The following is a 17,013-nucleotide window of genomic DNA, read 5'->3' as shown; positions in this document are numbered from 1 at the left end:
GGTCAGCGGCCGCGCAGCATCGCGAGCAGCGAGCGCGGCACCAGCAGCGCCATCGCGACGTGAACGACAACGAATGCGACGAGCAGCGACATCGCCCAGAAGTGCACGACACGCGCGTTGTCGTAGCCGCCGAACAATTCGCGCAGCAGCGGGAATTGCACGGATTTCCAGATCGTGAGCCCCGACAGCACCAGCACGACGAGATCGACGATCGCGGTCAGGTAAGCGGCACGCTGCACCGCGTTGTAGACGCTCAGGTCGTCGTGCGACAGCCGTCCGCCCAGCGCGGCACGCACGTCGCGCCATATCGACGCCGGCGTGACCGGCAGCATCTTGCGCGCGAGGCGCCCCGTCGCGATCGACATCGCGAGGTAGAACAGCCCGTTGCCGACCAGCAGCCACATTGCCGCGAAATGCCATTGCAGCGCGCCGCCGAGCCAGCCGCCCAGCGTGATGCCGTGCGGAAACACGAACGGCGGATAGATCGGCGACGCGTCGTAGATGCGCCAGCCGGACAGCACCATCAGGATCGCCGCGAGCGCATTGAGCCAGTGGCTCGCGCGCACCCACAGCGGATGAATCGGGCGCGCGGGCGGCGTGGCGGTCGCGCGCCCGGTAGCGGGAACGGTTTGCATGATGAAGACTCCGGGAATGAGTCGACGAGACAGGATGCGATGCGGGCGGCCGCCGTGCGACGCACGCGCCGGCCGCGCCGCGTCCGCCTCCGTCAGTTCGACGGCGCCATCTTGTCGCCCGACGGCTTGCCCATCTCGTCGTGCGACATCGCGTCCTTCTTCATCGCGTCTTTCTTCATCGCATGCTTCTTCATGCCGTCCTTCTTCATCGCGTCATGGCCCATCGCATCCTTGGCCATCGCGTCGTGGCCCATCGCGTCCTTCGACATCGACGAACCCGGCTGCGACATCGCGTCGTTCTGCGCATACGCGCCCGTGGCAATCGTGGCGATAGCGGCGACGCAAGCGGCGATCAGTACTTTTTTCATGACATCTCTCCAACACATGGGTTTAAGGAGCCGAATAGACGGACGACGTCGCGGGAAATGACAGCCGCTGCGAAAATTTTTTTGAGGTTGCGCGAAAGCGCGCCATGTTGCACCGCTTCGCCCCGGCCGGCCAAGCCGTGGGGCCATGCGGCGGCGACGCGCGCTGCCATTTCGACGGGCCATCGCACCGCCCGCCATGCTGCGGCCGCACCGGGGCAGCCGATTCTCTCCCGGTTGAAACCGCCGCGAAGCCAGTGTATCGTGTGCGCTGCTAACGCGGGGGTCCTGCAATGCGCGCGGTCAAACAACCGGCATTGCGGGTGAGAAATACCCTTTGAACCTGATCTGGATAATGCCAGCGCAGGGAAGCGTACGGATTTCGCCGCCATCCTTCTGACGAAATCCGCCGCCTCACCAAGCCTCGTCTCCTGCTTAGCTCGAGCCCCACATTCGTCAAGGGCTCCGGGCAAGCGCCGAAGCGCCTGTCCGGCGCTCATACAGGAGATTGCATGAACGCCAATCCGAAGTTTCTGTCCGCCGACGCACACGTCGACGCCGCCGCTGTCGCCCCGCTGCCCAATTCGCGCAAGGTTTATGTAACCGGCTCGCAGCCCGACATCCGCGTGCCGATGCGTGAAATCACGCAGGCCGATACGCCGACCGGCTTCGGCGGCGAAAAGAATCCGCCGATCTACGTGTACGACACGTCGGGCCCCTATACCGATCCGGACGCGAAGATCGACATCCGCGCGGGCCTGGCCGCGCTGCGCCAGGGCTGGATCGAGGCACGCGGCGACACCGAAGTGCTCGGCGGCCTGTCGAGCCAGTACGGCCTCGAGCGCGCGGCCGACCCGGCCACCGCCGACCTGCGGTTCCCGGGCCTGCACCGCAACCCGCGCCGCGCACAGGCCGGCAAGAACGTCACGCAGATGCACTACGCGCGCCAGGGCATCATCACGCCGGAAATGGAATACATCGCGATTCGCGAGAACCAGCGCCGCGCCGAGTACCTCGAGAGCCTGAAGGCGAGCGGCCCGAACGGCGCGAAGCTCGCCGCGATGATGGGCCGCCAGCACCCGGGCCAGGCGTTCGGCGCAGCGGCCTTCGGCGCGAACGCGCCGGCCGAGATCACGCCGGAATTCGTGCGCTCGGAAGTGGCATGCGGCCGCGCGATCATCCCCGCGAACATCAACCACCCGGAATCCGAGCCGATGATCATCGGCCGCAACTTCCTCGTGAAGATCAACGCGAACATCGGCAACTCGGCCGTCACGTCGTCGATCGGCGAGGAAGTCGACAAGATGACGTGGGCGATCCGCTGGGGCGGCGACACGGTGATGGACCTGTCGACCGGCAAGCACATCCATGAAACGCGCGAGTGGATCATCCGCAACAGCCCGGTGCCGATCGGCACGGTGCCGATCTACCAGGCGCTGGAAAAGGTCAACGGCAAGGCCGAGGACCTGACCTGGGAAATCTTCCGCGACACGCTGATCGAGCAGGCCGAGCAAGGCGTCGATTACTTCACGATCCACGCGGGCGTGCGCCTGCAGTACGTGCCGCTCACCGCGAACCGGATGACGGGCATCGTGTCGCGCGGCGGCTCGATCATGGCGAAGTGGTGCCTCGCGCATCACAAGGAAAGCTTCCTGTACGAACACTTCGAAGAGATCTGCGAGATCATGAAGGCGTACGACGTGAGCTTCTCGCTCGGCGACGGCCTGCGCCCCGGCTCGATCTACGACGCGAACGACGAAGCGCAGCTCGGCGAGCTGAAGACGCTCGGCGAGCTCACGCAGATCGCGTGGAAGCACGACGTGCAGGTGATGATCGAAGGCCCCGGCCACGTGCCGATGCAGCTGATCAAGGAGAACATGGATCTCCAGCTCGACTGGTGCAAGGAAGCGCCGTTCTACACGCTCGGGCCGCTGACCACCGACATCGCGCCGGGCTACGACCACATCACGTCCGGCATCGGTGCCGCGATGATCGGCTGGTTCGGCACCGCGATGCTGTGCTACGTGACGCCAAAGGAACACCTCGGCCTGCCGAACAAGGACGACGTGAAGGAAGGCATCATCACGTACAAGCTGGCCGCTCACGCCGCCGACCTCGCGAAGGGCCACCCGGGTGCGCAGGTGCGCGACAACGCGCTGTCGAAGGCGCGCTTCGAGTTCCGCTGGGAAGACCAGTTCAACATCGGTCTCGATCCGGACAAGGCGCGCGAATTCCACGACGAAACGCTGCCGAAGGATTCCGCGAAGGTCGCGCACTTCTGCTCGATGTGCGGCCCGCACTTCTGCTCGATGAAGATCACGCAGGACGTGCGCGAGTTCGCGGCGCAGCAGGGCGTGTCGGAAACCGAAGCGCTGAAGAAGGGGATGGAAGTCAAGGCGGTCGAGTTCGTCAAGACCGGCGCCGAGATCTATCACCGTCAATAAGCACGCGCGGCGGTCCGCCCGGACCGCCGCGTCTCGTGCTTCGGCGCTGCGCAAGCCCGCTTTCGAGCGGGCTTTTTTGTGCGTGTGCACACCGCGTGCCTGCCGGCGCGAGGGAAACAAATGATTACGAAACCGCCCGAGCCTTAACAAGTCCTTACAGCAGCGCCATGGGACGGCGCGTAGATTGGGGTCATGCGCGGTCGCCAGCGGTCGCGCGACCTCCGTTCACTACCACAAGGACAACGATCATGAACTCGATTCGGCGTTTTGGGGTATGCGCTCTGCTCGTCGCGACGGTGGCCAGCCTGTCGGCCTGCGATTCGATGTCACGACGCCAGCGCGATACGGCAATCGGTGCAGGTGTCGGCGGCGTTGCCGGCGCGGCGATCGGCGGCAGCGCGCTGTCGACGCTCGGCGGCGCAGCGGCCGGCGGCATCATCGGCAACCAGGTCGGCAAGTAAAAGGCGGCGCAACGCGCCGCGACAGTCGGCCAGACGGCGTTTTCGCGGTGCGGAAGCGCCGTTTTCGCATGCGGCGCCGCAACGTAGCCGGCAGCCGTGCGGAAATGATCCGTTACCGTTTTGCACACCGTGTCATCGGCGCGCGGCCTAAGCTTAAGCATCTGCCGATTGCCGGCTCCGCCGGAGAGACATCATGAACAGGACCCTCGTCGCCGCGGCGCTCGCCTGCGTGACGCTCGCCGGCTGCTACTACCCGTACGGCTATTATCCCGGCGGCTATTACACGGCTGCACCGGCCCCGGTCTATGTCGATCCGGGCCCCGCCTATTACTATCCGGCACCTGCCTACGCGCCCGCATGGGGCGGCTATTGGGGACCGGCGGTATCGCTCAATTTCGGCTTCGGCGGACACGGCGGACACGGCGGCTGGCGCCATCACTGACCGGGCTCGACCGCCGGCACGCGGCCATCGCGTGCCGGGAACCGGCGACATTCCCGTTTCTTGCCATTTCATCGAAACGTGAAACGACGGCCTGGTAACGGGGTGTAAGATTCCCGCATCCCTTCCCCGCCCTACACACTCGATGTCGCCCAAGAACGCCCTTCTGCTGACCGTGCTCGCCGCCCTGTGGGGTGCGTCGTTCCTGTTTATCCGGATCGGCGTCGTCGATCTCGGCGTGGCGCCGCTGATGGCGTTGCGGGTCGGTATCGGCGCGCTGTTTCTCGCCGGCTTCGCGCTGACGCGCTTCCAACCCGCCGATCTCGGCACCCGGCTGCGCCGTCACGCGTGGCCGTTGTTCGTCGTCGGCGCACTGAACTCGGGCATCCCGTTCTGCCTGTTCGCGTTCGCCGAGCTGACGCTGTCGGCCGGCGTGACGTCGGTGATCAACGCGACGACGCCGCTCTGGGGCGCGCTCGTGGCCTACCTGTGGCTGAAGGACAAGCTGTCGCTGCCGCGTGCGCTCGGCCTCGTGATCGGGTTCGCCGGCGTGCTCACGCTCGTGTGGAACCAGATCGCGAATGCGCATGGCGAAACGGGCGCCGCCGCGACTGCGCTCGCCGCCGCCGCGGCACTCGGCGCGACGCTGCTGTACGGCATCGCGGCCAATTACACGAAGCGCAAGCTGACCGGCGTCGATCCGCTCGTCAACGCGACCGGCAGCATGATCGGCTCGACCGTCCTGCTGCTGCCGTTCGCGATCGCCACCTGGCCGGCCGCGCCGGTCAGCGCGCACGCGTGGGGCTCGGTGCTCGCGCTCGGCGTCGCCTGCACGGGCATCGCGTATTTCATCTACTTCTACCTGATCGCGCATGTCGGCCCCGCCCGCGCCATCACCGTGACGTTCGTGATTCCGGTGTTCGGCCTGCTGTGGGGCGCGCTGTTCCTCGGCGAACACGTGTCGGCCGTGATGATCGAAGGCTGCGCGATCGTGCTCGTCGGCACCGCGCTCGCGACCGGCGTGATCAAGCGGATTCCCGGGATCCGGCCGCGCAGCGGCGAAGCGACCTGACGATTCATCCGGGTGCACGTATCGCCATCGGCCGGGCCGTGATGCCTTCCGACCGGGTACCGGCTGTTCTCCGCGCCGCCGGGGAGGGTGCCGCTGCGCCGCCGGCATTCGTCTGACGGCGACATGCGCTCGCAGCCCTGCCGGCCGCCGGGATTTCCCGCCTCGCCTCATCGTGCGCACCATGCCGACGGGTTGTCACGTGCGGCGGCGGCGCCCTTCGCGCCGCGGCGGTCATGCGCGGCACGTATGCGGGCGGCGCCGGCGGCAGCCGCATACCCGCGTGCGTCTGGAGTTTCCCTGATACGCGAGCGGCCCCATTCCCGTTACACTCCGAACACTTACCCGCAGAAGGCGGCCTCGATGTCTCACGTCCTTTCGCGTCCGCCGGCGCGTGCGACCGCTTCAGCGCGGCGGCGCGCTACCGCCCCGCCGCTCGCCCCCGGGCTCCGTTGACATGAAGCCCGCCCGCGACCTCTCGCTCGACTCCCTGCTCGACCGTCTCACGCCGACGCCCGGCGGCTGGGTCGCCACCTATCGCACCACGACGCTGCGCAGCGTGTTCCAGCCCGTGCTGTCGATCACGCACAAGCGGGTCGTCGGTTACGAGGCGCTGCTGCGCGTCGTCGACGCGAACGGCGCACTGATCTCGCCCGCCGCCCTGTTCGACAAGACGCGCGCCGACGCCGACGCGCTGCTGCTCGACCGGCTCGCGCGCTGCCTGCATACGGCCAATTTCGTCGCGCAGGGCATCGGCGACGGCTGGCTGTTCCTGAACGTCACGCCGCGCGTGCTCGACTCGGGCCTCGTGCAGCGCGAATTCGTCGAGGCGCTGTGCCGGCATTTCGCGCTGCCGCCGAACCGCATCGTGCTGGAGGTCGTCGAACAGCCGTCGCGCGACGAAGCCGCGCTCGCCCGCACGATCGACATGATCCAGCATCGCGACTTCCTGATCGCGATCGACGATTTCGGCACCGGATTCTCGAACTTCGACCGCGTGTGGCGCGCGCGTCCCGACATCGTCAAGCTCGATCGCTCGCTCGTCGAACGTTCGACCGGTTCGGCCGACGATCGCCGCATCATGCATCACCTCGTGTCGATGCTGCACCAGGCCGGCGCGATGGTGCTCGCCGAGGGCGTCGAGAACGACGATTCGCTGCAGGCGCTGATGGAAGCCGACATCGATTTCGTGCAGGGTTTCCAGTTCGGCCAGCCCGACGCATCGATCGCCCATGCCAGCGCGGCAGCACCCGCGATGCTCGACGCCGCGTGGCAGCGCTTCATCGCCCGCCGGCACACGCCGGTCGTCGCCGAGCAGCCGGGCTTCGACGCGATCGAGCGGCTCGTGCTGACCGGCGCGGCCGCGTTTTCCGCGAGCGGCAACCTGCAGGACGCCGCGCATCGCGTGTTCGCGGTGCCGGCCGCCCGCCGCGTGTTCGTCACCGACGAAACCGGCGAGCAGTTCCTGCCGTCGATCGGTGCGCCCGCCGACGACGGCCAGGCCGGCGTCACCCGCCTCGCACCGCTCTTTCCGGAGACCCACAGCAACTGGTCGCGGCGCCCGTATTTCCAGCGCGCGATCGCCGCGCCCGGACGCGTCGCGCTGATGGGCCCGCATTTCTCGCTGACGGAAGGCCGCGACTGCTATACGGCCGCCGTCGCGATCCGCGCGCAGAGCCGGCTCGTCGTGTTCTGCGTCGACTTCGTACTCGACAGCGCCGGGACCGTGATGCGGTAACCGGCGCGGGTGCGGGCGCCCGGCTGCCGCACCCGCGGTTCGACCGCCCGACCATTCGTCAGTCGATCACCTTCCCTCTTCCCGACTTCACCGCGCTGCGGCGCGACTTGTGCTCGAGCCGCCGCTCCTTCGACGCGCGCGTCGGCCGCGTGGCGACCCGCGCGCGCGGCGTGAACGCAACGCCGGCGATCAATGCATCGAGGCGCGCCAGCGCGGCCTCGCGGTTTTTCTCCTGGGTGCGGTATTCCTGCGACTTGATCACGACGATGCCGTCGCGCGTGATGCGCTGGTCGGACAGCGCGAGAAGCCGCTCCTTGATGACAGGCGGCAACGACGACGCACGGATGTCGAAGCGCAGGTGGATCGCGCTCGACACCTTGTTCACGTTCTGCCCGCCGGCGCCTTGCGCGCGCACGGCCGTCCATTCGACCTCGGCCGGATCGAGCGTATAGCGGATCATCATCGCGACGCCTCCATGCGGCGCCGTGCAAGCGCCTCGTCGACGCGTGCCGCGAGCCCCGAATCGCGCTGCGTGCGCGTCGCGACCGCCTGCGCCAGCACGCGCCGCGGCCCGATCACCTGCACGCGCGTGCGGGCACGCGTGACGGCCGTATAGACGAGTTCGCGCGTGAGCACGCGGCCGAACGATGCCGGCAGCACGAGCGCGGCTTCGTCGAATTCCGAGCCCTGCGATTTGTGGACCGTCAGCGCGAACGCGGTTTCGTGCGGCGGCAGCGCGGCCGGCGACACCGCGCGCGCGGTGCCGTCCGCACGCCGGAACCACACGCGCAGCACGCCGTGCGCATCGGGCAGCGCAATGCCGATATCGCCGTTGAACAGCCCGAGCGCGTAGTCGTTGCGCGTCACCATGATCGGCCGTCCCGTGAACCAGTGCGCGCCGACCGCCAGCGGCACGCGCGCCACGTGGCGCACGTGCGCGGCCACGAGCGCATTGACGTGCTCCGCGCCGCGCAAGCCGCTGCGGGTCGCGCACAGGATCCGGAACCGGTTGAGCGCGTCGAACAGCGGCAGTGGATCGGGCACCGGCGCGGCCAGCGCGTCGCGCAACGCGTCGAGGTAAGCACCGAACCGCCGCGCAAGCCGCTCGAGCGTCGACGTCGCGAGCGACTCGCCCGCATCGTCATGGAACGACGCAGCCGCCGAATCGTCGGCGGGCAGCGCGTCGAGCGCGGCCTGCACGTCGCCGCTGCGGATCGCGAGCGACAGCCGCCCGATCGGCGAATCGAGACCGAAGCGGTAGTTGCGTTCGAGCCAGACCACGCAGTCGGCGAGCGGTGCCGGTGCGGGCGTGGGCGTGGCGGACGCGGCGGCGGGTTCGCCCGGCGGGTTCGACGTGACCGACGCAAGCGCCACGTCGCCTGCGTCGAACGGCGGCAGCTCGACGGCGTCGAGCCACGCCAGTTCGTCGACCTCGATCCATGCGGAGGCCTCGCCTGCGTCGCCGGCTTCACCGGTTTCGGCCGGCGCCGGCGCGACGTTGGACGACGAAACCTCGTCATCCTGCGGTTCGTCGTCGAAGAGCGATGCCTGTCTCGCATCGGCCTTCCGTCGCGACGCCGGCTTGCGTGTGGTGGTCGATGGCGGCGCCGGGGCGCGGGCCGCGGCGGAAACCGGATGCGCCGCGGGAACGGCTGCGACCACGGTCGCGGCCTCGTCCTGCACCGGCAACGCCGCGACGAATGCCGCCTCGTCGATGCCGAGCGCCTGCGCGATGCGCGTGCGCGCCGCGGCGGTAAACGCCGGTCGCGCGCTCAGCTCCGCGAATACGGCACCCGCCTCGACCGCGGCCAGTTGATCCTTGTCGCCGAGCAGCACGAGCCGCGCGCCCGGCGCGAGCGCATCGAGCAGATGCGCGGCGAGCGCGACGTCGATCATCGATGCCTCGTCGACGACGATCAGGTCGTACGGCAGCGGATTGTCGCGATGATGCCGGAAACCGGCCGCCCCGCCGCCGCCCAGCAGCCGGTGCAGCGTGTACGACGTATCGGGCAGGCGCGCCGCGAGTTCCGGCGGCAGGTCGCCGGCCCGCGCATGCAGTGCCTCCTGCATCCGCTGCGCGGCCTTGCCGGTCGGCGCGGCCAGCGCGACGCGCAGCCCCGGATGCGCATCGAGCAGACAGGCCAGCACGCCGACGACGGTCGTCGTCTTGCCCGTGCCCGGGCCACCGCTGACGATCGTCACGCGGCCGGTCAGCGCGACGATCGCCGCGACGCGCTGCCAGTCGACTTCGCCGTTCGCCGGCCCGAAGTAACGCGCGAGACTGTCGCGCAGCCGGTCGGGCGCAAGACCTTCGTCCGGCATGGTCGCACCGGCCTGCGCGACGAGCGCATCGGCGAGCCGCCGTTCGTAGTCGAAATAGCGCGACAGGTACAGGTGGTCGTGGCGGTCGACGATCAGCGGCCGCTCGTCGCCCCGCGCGAGCGTGCCGAACGCGACCACGCCGCTCGCGGCGAGCGCCGCGCGAACCTCGTCGAGCGGTGTTTCGTAGCGCTGCGCGAGCGCGCCGAGCGCGACGCACACGTGGCCGCCCGCCGTCGCACGACTCGTCGCGAACGCGGCGCGCGCCGCCCAGCGCGCGGCCGCGGCCGGCGCGCCGGCGCGGCGAGCGAGATCGCCGATCCGCCGCGCGAAACCTTCCGCGAGCGCGATACCGAAATCGGCGGGCTCGGGCAGCCGCGCGACGAGGCCGCCGGTGAATTCGAGCGTATCGTCCTGCGCGTTCATGCGCGGCCCCCTTCCATCATCCGGTCGAGTGCGTCGACAAGCGCGCGCGCGGGCCGCCGCGCATGTACGCCGGCCGGCTCGCCGCCGCTGCGCCAGCCGGGCCGTACACCCCGCACGAACAGGTACAGGTAGCCCGCGACGTGCGTGTCGTAGTCGTAATCGGGCAACCGCCCGCGCAGGTAGCGATGCAGCGCGACCGTATAGAGCAGCGCCTGCAGGTGATACGCGTGGTCGGCCATCGCGACGTCGAGCGCGCGCGGGCCATAGGCGTCCGGCGTCGTGCCGAGATGGTTCGACTTCCAGTCGACGATCCAGAAGCGGCCGTCGTGTTCGACGATCATGTCGATGAAACCCTTGATGAAACCGGCGAGCATGCCCGCCTCCAGTGCAACGTCCGGGTAGCCGTGCGCGACCAGCAGGCGGCGTAGCGCCATCAGGTCGAGCGACGGCGCCGGGAACAGGAACCCCATTTCGTCGAGCCGCTTCGCGGGATCGAGATCGACGAGCCGCATGCCCGGCACGAGCTCGGTGTGCACGACGTCATCGACCAGTTGCACCATCATCGCCGGCAGACGTGTCGCGAGTTCGGGCCCGGCCTCGACCGGCCGGTCGTGCAGCGCACCGAGCGCGGCCTTCGGCCACGACTCGGGCTCCGCGAACCGGCTGAGCTCGAACAGGCGGTGCAGGCACTCGCCGGCCGCCGCGCCGCGCGGGAACACGAGGATGTCGTCGTCCGGCGGTTCGGGCGCAACCGTATCGGCCAACAGCCACTCGGCATCCGGCGCGACCGCGGCGAGCGCATCGTGGTCGGGCCGCAGTTCGTCATCCGGCACGGCCGCGACGCCCGCCTCCTCGCGCGCCATCGACGCGGTCAGCGAACTGAAGCTGGCCATCCGCCAGGCATCGCGCAGCACGCGCGTCGCATGGCGCGCCGCGAGCGTCTGCGACGCGTCGTGCCCGGCCGCCAGACGCTCGGGGCGCGCAGGCGCCGGCAGCGGCGCGACGCTCACGGGGCCGCCCGCGAGCGCGTGCCACGCCGTATCGAGCGCGGCTTCGTCGGGCGGCTCGTCGAGCCATGCATCGAACGACTGGCCGGCGCCGGCGACGAGCCAGTTCAGCACGCTGCGTCGCGCCTCGCGCGTCGAGCGCGACGACAGGTACGGCCCGGCGACGACGTAGCAGCGATAGACCGCACGCGTGAGCGCCACGTAGACGAGCCGCGCGCGCTCCGCGGCCTGCTCGCGCAGCGCTTGCTGCGCCGCATGCGCGGCCGCCTCGTCGTCGCACCCGTAATGCAGCACCGCGTCGCCCGCATCGTCGTGGTATTCGCGCGCATCGGGCAACGCGGACGCGGGCGGCTCGCGCAACCCGCCGTCGTTCAGGAACGGACAGAACACGATCGCGTATTCGAGGCCTTTCGACTTGTGCACGGTGACGATCTGCACGAGGTTGCGATCGGATTCGAGCCGCAACTGCGCTTCCTCGCCGCCGCCGTCGAGCCGTTGCGCGGCTAGCCAGCGCAGCGTCGGCGCGATGCCCGGCTGCGCGGACGCGCGTGCCTGCGTCAGTTCGGCCAGATGGTTGATGTCGGTCACGCGACGCTCGCCGTCCGCGCCGGCCATCAGCCGCTCGGCGATCCGCAATTCGCGCGTGAACGTGCGCCACATCACCGCGAAACCGCGTTCGCGCCACAGCAGCCGGTACCGCGAGAAGCGCTCGACCCAGCTCATCGCGTCGGCGCTGTCAGCCGCGGACGCTTCGTGTGATGCATCACCGTCGCCCTGCTCCATCCGCCACAGTGCGCCGGCATCGAGGCCGAACCAGTCGGCTGCGAGCGCCGCGCGCAGCCGACGCAGGTCGCCCGGCGCATCGATCGCCGCCAGCACGCGTTCAAGCTGCTCCGCGTCGCCGGTCGAGAACACCGAGGCCTGCGCCAGTTCCACGCTGCCGATGCCCCACGTGGCCAGCACGCGCTTCACGAGACTGCCCTGCCGGTGCGTCTGCACGAGCACTGCGATATCGCCCGGCGACAGCGGCGACTCGCCGAGCCGAACGCGCCCTTCGCGCGCGCCCCGCATCAGCCGGGCAATCTCGGCGGCACAGGCCTGCGCGGCCCGTGCCTGCGCATCGCGCTTGAGCAACGTGCCTTCACCGCCAGGCAACGCCCACACCCGGAAGTCGCCTGCCGGGCCCGGATCGGTGTCGTCGACGAACGGCGCGCGCACGCGCGTGCCGGCACGCACCGCGTAATAGTCGAGCCCGTCGAGCACGAACGCGCGCGGATTCGACATGAAGAAGCGGTTGCACGCATCGACGATCGCGGGCGTCGAGCGCTGGTTGACCGCGAGCGTGTAGCACGCGCTCGCCCGCGCGCGCGCCGCCAGATAGGTATGCAGATCGGCCGCGCGGAAGCTGTAGATCGCCTGCTTCGGATCGCCGACGAGGAATAGCGGGCCGCCCGGCGCGAAGATCCGGTCGAAGATCGCGAACTGCAGCGGGTCGGTATCCTGGAACTCGTCGATCAGCGCGGCCGGATAGCGCGCGCGCAGCGTCTCGGCGAGCCACGGATGCGCATGCAGCGCGTGGTACAGGTTCGCCAGCAGATCGTCGAACGACACGATGCGCCGCGTGCGCTTGCGCTCGGCCAGCTCGCCCGGCGCCATGTCGAGCCATTCGGCGATCAGCGCGAGCCAGCGCGCGCGCTGTGCGGCTTCAGCCGCCGCCACGGCCGCCTCGAGCGCGTCCGCCACGTCGAAGAACGCGTGTTCGGGCGTCGCGCCGCCTTTTTTCGTCGCCTTCACGAGCGCGGTGCGGGTGAGCTTCAGCGCGGCCTTCGGCAGCGCAGCCGTCGCGTCGCCCTGCGCGAAATGCGCGGCCCATGCGGCGAGCGCATCGGCAACCGCTTCGGGTTTGTGCGACCGCTGGTTGAGCGCGGGCTGCGCGGTGCGCAGCAACGCATCGATCGCTTCGCGCTCGGCCGCCCACATCCGCCCGGCCTCCGCGAAGCATTCGGCCGCGGCGGCCTCGGCCGATTCGTCGGGCTCGGTCACGCCGTCCCAACGCAGCGCGGCGAGCGGCTTCTTCAGCCGGCGCGCGAGCTGCGCGTCGAGCGCGGCCGGCCCGGCGCCCGATTCGACGAGCCAGGTCGCGAAACCCGGCCAGCGTGCGGCCGCCGGTTCGACGCGCGTGCGCCAGAAATCCGCCGCAAGTTCGAAGCGCAGCGACGCATCGTCGGCCTCCATGTCGAACGCGAACGGCATCGCGGCCGCGAACGGCGCTTCCTGCAGCGCGCGCTGGCAGAACGCGTGGATCGTATGGATGGCCGCCTGGTCGAACGCGCGCAGCGCACGCCGGATCCGTTTCGCGGCCGTTTCGGGATCGAGCTCGCCACCTTCGCCGAGCGTCGTCTCGAGCAGGCGCTCGATGAACGGATCGCCGCCGTCGTCCCCCGTGTCGAGCGCATGCGCAAGCTGCGCGAGCCGGCCGCGAATCCGCTCGTGCAGCTCCGCGGTCGCCGCTTTCGTGAAGGTCACGACGAGGATTTCGTCCGCACCGAGATCCTTTTCCAGCAGCAGGCGCACATAGAGCGCGCAGATGTTCCAGGTCTTGCCGGTGCCGGCCGATGCCTCGATCTGGTTGACGCCATCGAGCGGACACGCGAACACGTCGAGTTCGAGCGCCTGCTGCGGCTGCGACACGGCGCTCATGCGACCTCCTTCAGATGCTCGACGAGCGGATCGAACACGAGCCGCGCGAGCGTGGCGAACGGCTCGTCGAGCGACGCATGCGCGCCGCGCCATGCGATCGCGATGGCCGGATCGTCGGCTTCGCTCACGACCCGTTCGTTGATCCAGACACTCGCGGCCTTGGCCTCGCCGTCGGACACCCGCGCCCATGCGCTGCGCGGGAAAAACCGCAGCGGCATGCGCCGCCCCGCGCGAAACAGCGCGGCAAGCGGTGCGAGCTGCTCGAGCGGCGCGGCGACAGGCGTCAGCTCGAACGCGCCGCCGCTGCCGAACCACAGCGTGCGGCGCGGGCCGCCAGGCTCGATCGCGCAGTAGACGAGATGCGCAAGCCACGCGGACAGGTAATCGCGCGCACTCGGCCTCGCATAACGGTAGATGATCTGCCCGGCCTGCGTCAGCCGGTTCAGCGTGCCGTGCAGTTCAAGCGGCGCGCTCACCGCGTCGCCCGACAGCAGCGCGTCGTGCGCGCCGAACAGCGCCTGCTCGGTATCGGGCCACGCGGGCACGACGGTGAGCGAGAACGACCGCCGCTCCATCCCGTCGGCCAGCGCTCGACGCACGTTCGACGCCAGCTGCGTCATCGAGCCGAGCGCCTGGTCGCGCCACACGGCGCCCGTCGCGCCGCCCGGCAGTTCGGGGCTCGCGTCCGCGATGCGCAGCGCATGATCGTGCACGCCGCCCTCGTCCGATTCGATCAGCAGCGGCAGCACGCGCTCGGCGAGCGCATCGCTGCCGGCGAAGTCGAGCGCGAACGGTTCCGTATCGAGCAGTTCGGCCTGCGCGTCGGCAAGCACGATGCCGAGCCGGCCGCGCAGCAACGCGCGCGCCGGATGGCGCCAGAAGCGTTCGAATTCGCTGAATGCGACAGGCTCGACCGGTTCGGCCGGCAGCGGCTGCGCGAAGAACGGCAATTCGCGCGGGCCGTCGCGCGACGCTTCGGCGGCGAGCAGCGACGCGAGCGTCGCCCGCTCGGCGTCATAAGACACGAGCGCGCTGCCGGGCTGGAAATACACGGCCGCGAACGGTTGCAGCGGATGCTCGACGATGAACGCGCGCCGCGCGGCATCGACCGCGTCCGGCGCGGCGTCGGGGCCTGCCGTGACGAGCGCGAGATGGTCGAGCAATTCGTCGACGAGTGCCGCGGGCGGCAACGGCGCGTTGTCGCGAATGCTGCGGCCCGTGTACGCAATCAGCAACCGGTCGCGTGCGGCGAGCAGCAGGTCGAGAAACAGGTTGCGCTCGTCGTCGCGGCGCTGGCGATCGCCGAGCTTCGGCAACACGGCCATCAGGTCGAATTCGTCCGCGCGCGCGAGGCTCGGCAGCACGCCATCGTCCATCCCGAGCAGGCAGACGACGCGATACGGCAGCCCGCGCAGGCTCGTCAGCGACGAGAACGTGACACCGCCCCACGGCACCCCGCCGCGCGCCGGATCGTCGAGCGCGGCGGCCAGCCCGGCCCGGACGACGGCCGCCGGCAGCGCTTCGTCGGGCGCCCCCTCCGTCATCGCGGCCAGCATCGCGTCGAGCGCGTCGCGCACGCCCGCGAGCGCATCCGCATACGCGGCGCCCGAATCGAAGAAACGCGCGAGCGTGTCGGCGAACAGTTCGCTCCAGCCGTGCGGCGTATGCGATTCGGCCAGCCGCCGCGCGAAGCCGTCGAGGTCGTCGGTGAAGCGAGCAAGCCGGCCGAGCAGTTCGGCCTCGCTGCCGGTGGCCGCTTCGATCGGCAGCCACGCGCCGACCGGAGCCGCGCCTTCCGGCATCGCATAACCGAGAAAGAGCCGCGCGAGCGCATCGGAGAACGTATGACGCGGCGACGGCACGGCCGCATCGTCGCTCGCGAGCGGCGACAGCCCGCGCCGCGCGCCGGCGGCCGCGAGCCAGGTCTGCACCGTCTCGAGCGCCGTCGCGTCGATGCCGTAGCGTGCCGACACCGCGTCGACACGCAGCCATTCGACCAGCTCGGGCGCACCGACCTGCCGCTCCGGCAACGCGAGCCAGTCGAGCAGCACGCGCGCGACCGGGTTCGCCTGCGAAGGCGGCAGGCCGGTGATCCGGTAAGGCACGCGTGCACCGCCACTGCCGGCCGTGCCGAACACGGCATCGATCAACGGCCCGGCCGCCGCGAGATCGGCGACCGCGACGAGCACGTCGGACGGCTGCAGGCTCGCGTCGGCGTCGAACCACGCGAGCAGCCGGTCGTGCAGCACCTCGAGCTGGCGCGCGAGGCTGTGGCACACGTGCACCTCGATGCCGCGCTCGGCCGGGGCATCGCCGGCTTCGGCCTCGGGCCGCAGTTCGAGGATCGCGTTCTGCACACGCGCGAGCCACGTCGGCGCGGGATTCTCGATGAAACGCGACGCGTCGCCCGACGCGGCGCTTTCAGTCAGTTCGTGCAGCATGTGCAGCTGCGCCTGGGTCTGCCTGCCCCATTCGGCGAGCAGCGGATGGCCGACCTCCTGGTAGTCGAGGCGCCCGGCCGCGTCGAGCGCCTCGGCATGCGCGGCGGTCACGATGTCGAACCAGAATTCGCGGCACGGGTTCAGCGCATAGACGCGCACGTCGATCCAGCGCGACAGCTCGCGCAGCAATGCGACGTGCAGCGGCGGCATCGTCGGCAGCGCGAACACGCTGACCGATTCCGGCCAATGCGTGCGTGCGCGCGCGACGGTTTCAGGATCGAGATGGCGCGCCTCGACGAGGAAGCGGTGCGCCGGCGGCGTGCCGCTGTCGCTCAGCTCGGCGAGCAGCGCGCGCCACAGCGCGGCCTGCCAGCGCTCGTCGTCGCGCGCGGCGTCGCTGATCCCGCGCGGCGCGGCGTCGCCCGCGAGCACGGACTCGCCGGCCTGCCACGCGGCGAGCCACTCGGGACGATAGGTCAGGTAATGGTCGAGCACGGCCGCGACGCGGTGGGCAAGCTCGTAGCGCATCGCATCGTCGGACGCGGACAGATACGCGGCCAGCCGCGGCGACGCGAGCCACGGCGCACCGTCGGATGCCTGCGCGAACAGCCGGTAGCAGCGCCACACGAGGCGGTCGGGTGCGAACGGCGAACGCGCGGGCACCGTCAGCACGCGGCCGATCTGCGCCCACAGCCACTGCGCGAGATACGTGAACTCGACGTTCGCGCATACGCCGTTGCGCGCGGCGATGTCGAGCTCGAGGCGACGGCGCAGCGCCGCGCTCGGCACGATGACCTGTTGCGGCGCCCACGGGCCGTTGCGGGCCGGGAACGCGGCCAGATCCTCGAGCAGCGCGTCGGCCAGCGTTTCGTGACGGTTCGAATAGAAGAGATGGAGCATGAAGCAGGCGTCGGAACCTCGCGCGGGCAGGGCCGGGCGAACAGGATCACCAAGGATAGCAAATGGACC

General features: G+C 70.0%; 11 protein-coding genes and 1 riboswitch. Of the genes, 5 read left to right on the top strand and 6 right to left on the bottom strand.

Annotated features, from left to right (window positions below; all coding sequences use genetic code 11):
• Nucleotides 1-2 precede the first annotated feature (2 nt).
• Nucleotides 3-635 (bottom strand): cytochrome b/b6 domain-containing protein, encoded by a 633-nt coding sequence (locus E9536_RS13265; RefSeq protein ID WP_027787939.1) that lies wholly within the window; start codon nt 633-635, stop codon nt 3-5.
• 92 nt (nt 636-727) lie between these two features.
• On the bottom strand, nt 728-1,003 hold the full coding sequence (locus E9536_RS13260; protein WP_027787940.1) for a pentapeptide MXKDX repeat protein: 276 nt from the start codon (nt 1,001-1,003) through the stop codon (nt 728-730).
• Between the two features lie 268 nt (nt 1,004-1,271).
• Nucleotides 1,272-1,388, top strand: a riboswitch (TPP riboswitch).
• A 124-nt stretch (nt 1,389-1,512) separates the two neighbouring features.
• Between E9536_RS13260 and thiC the strand changes: the two genes are divergently transcribed.
• The 5 genes from thiC (at nt 1,513) to E9536_RS13235 (ending at nt 7,151) form a co-directional block, all read left to right on the top strand.
• Nucleotides 1,513-3,444 (top strand): phosphomethylpyrimidine synthase ThiC, encoded by a 1,932-nt coding sequence (gene thiC / locus E9536_RS13255; protein ID WP_048024440.1) that lies wholly within the window; start codon nt 1,513-1,515, stop codon nt 3,442-3,444.
• A gap of 248 nt (nt 3,445-3,692) precedes the next feature.
• A complete protein-coding gene (locus E9536_RS13250) occupies nt 3,693-3,905 on the top strand; it encodes a glycine zipper 2TM domain-containing protein (protein ID WP_021162063.1) in 213 nt (70 codons plus the stop codon).
• Between the two features lie 193 nt (nt 3,906-4,098).
• Nucleotides 4,099-4,347, top strand: a complete 249-nt coding sequence (locus E9536_RS13245) for a hypothetical protein (protein ID WP_136469956.1) — start codon at nt 4,099-4,101, stop codon at nt 4,345-4,347.
• 142 nt (nt 4,348-4,489) lie between these two features.
• Nucleotides 4,490-5,416, top strand: coding sequence for a DMT family transporter (locus E9536_RS13240; protein WP_060196147.1), 927 nt, complete (start codon nt 4,490-4,492; stop codon nt 5,414-5,416).
• A 454-nt stretch (nt 5,417-5,870) separates the two neighbouring features.
• Entirely contained in the window at nt 5,871-7,151 is a 1,281-nt protein-coding gene (locus tag E9536_RS13235) for an EAL domain-containing protein (RefSeq protein ID WP_027787944.1), read from the top strand.
• Between the two features lie 58 nt (nt 7,152-7,209).
• Here the strand turns inward: E9536_RS13235 and arfB are convergent, their stop codons facing one another.
• From arfB to recC, 4 genes are read right to left on the bottom strand one after another with little or no spacing between them, the layout of a single operon-like run.
• Nucleotides 7,210-7,614, bottom strand: a complete 405-nt coding sequence (gene arfB / locus E9536_RS13230) for an alternative ribosome rescue aminoacyl-tRNA hydrolase ArfB (RefSeq protein WP_021162067.1) — start codon at nt 7,612-7,614, stop codon at nt 7,210-7,212.
• On the bottom strand, nt 7,611-9,896 hold the full coding sequence (locus E9536_RS13225) for an AAA family ATPase (protein WP_136469955.1): 2,286 nt from the start codon (nt 9,894-9,896) through the stop codon (nt 7,611-7,613). The genes arfB and E9536_RS13225 overlap by 4 nt, the downstream gene beginning before the upstream one ends.
• Nucleotides 9,893-13,603 carry an exodeoxyribonuclease V subunit beta gene (recB, locus tag E9536_RS13220; protein WP_136469954.1) on the bottom strand — a complete coding sequence of 1,237 codons (3,711 nt, stop codon included), beginning with the start codon at nt 13,601-13,603 and terminating at the stop codon, nt 9,893-9,895. The genes E9536_RS13225 and recB overlap by 4 nt, the downstream gene beginning before the upstream one ends.
• Entirely contained in the window at nt 13,600-16,944 is a 3,345-nt protein-coding gene (recC, locus tag E9536_RS13215; protein ID WP_136469953.1) for an exodeoxyribonuclease V subunit gamma, read from the bottom strand. The genes recB and recC overlap by 4 nt, the downstream gene beginning before the upstream one ends.
• Between the last annotated feature and the right edge of the window lie 69 nt (nt 16,945-17,013).

This window comes from Burkholderia sp. LS-044 (assembly GCF_004803625.1).
GTDB classification, from domain to species: domain Bacteria; phylum Pseudomonadota; class Gammaproteobacteria; order Burkholderiales; family Burkholderiaceae; genus Burkholderia; species Burkholderia cepacia.
The sequence above is the reverse complement of the archived record's forward strand: the minus strand, read 5'-3'. Positions and strand labels throughout refer to the sequence as shown.

What these genes read in the sequence shown, in the direction of transcription:
- E9536_RS13235 (WP_027787944.1), top strand. Translation starts at nt 5,871, where the DNA reads ATGAAGCCCGCCCGCGACCTCTCGCTCGACTCCCTGCTCGACCGTCTC.
- E9536_RS13265 (WP_027787939.1), bottom strand. Translation starts at nt 635, where the DNA reads ATGCAAACCGTTCCCGCTACCGGGCGCGCGACCGCCACGCCGCCCGCG.
- E9536_RS13225 (WP_136469955.1), bottom strand. Translation starts at nt 9,896, where the DNA reads ATGAACGCGCAGGACGATACGCTCGAATTCACCGGCGGCCTCGTCGCG.
- E9536_RS13260 (WP_027787940.1), bottom strand. Translation starts at nt 1,003, where the DNA reads ATGAAAAAAGTACTGATCGCCGCTTGCGTCGCCGCTATCGCCACGATT.
- recC (WP_136469953.1), bottom strand. Translation starts at nt 16,944, where the DNA reads ATGCTCCATCTCTTCTATTCGAACCGTCACGAAACGCTGGCCGACGCG.
- recB (WP_136469954.1), bottom strand. Translation starts at nt 13,603, where the DNA reads ATGAGCGCCGTGTCGCAGCCGCAGCAGGCGCTCGAACTCGACGTGTTC.
- arfB (WP_021162067.1), bottom strand. Translation starts at nt 7,614, where the DNA reads ATGATGATCCGCTATACGCTCGATCCGGCCGAGGTCGAATGGACGGCC.
- thiC (WP_048024440.1), top strand. Translation starts at nt 1,513, where the DNA reads ATGAACGCCAATCCGAAGTTTCTGTCCGCCGACGCACACGTCGACGCC.
- E9536_RS13245 (WP_136469956.1), top strand. Translation starts at nt 4,099, where the DNA reads ATGAACAGGACCCTCGTCGCCGCGGCGCTCGCCTGCGTGACGCTCGCC.
- E9536_RS13240 (WP_060196147.1), top strand. Translation starts at nt 4,490, where the DNA reads ATGTCGCCCAAGAACGCCCTTCTGCTGACCGTGCTCGCCGCCCTGTGG.
- E9536_RS13250 (WP_021162063.1), top strand. Translation starts at nt 3,693, where the DNA reads ATGAACTCGATTCGGCGTTTTGGGGTATGCGCTCTGCTCGTCGCGACG.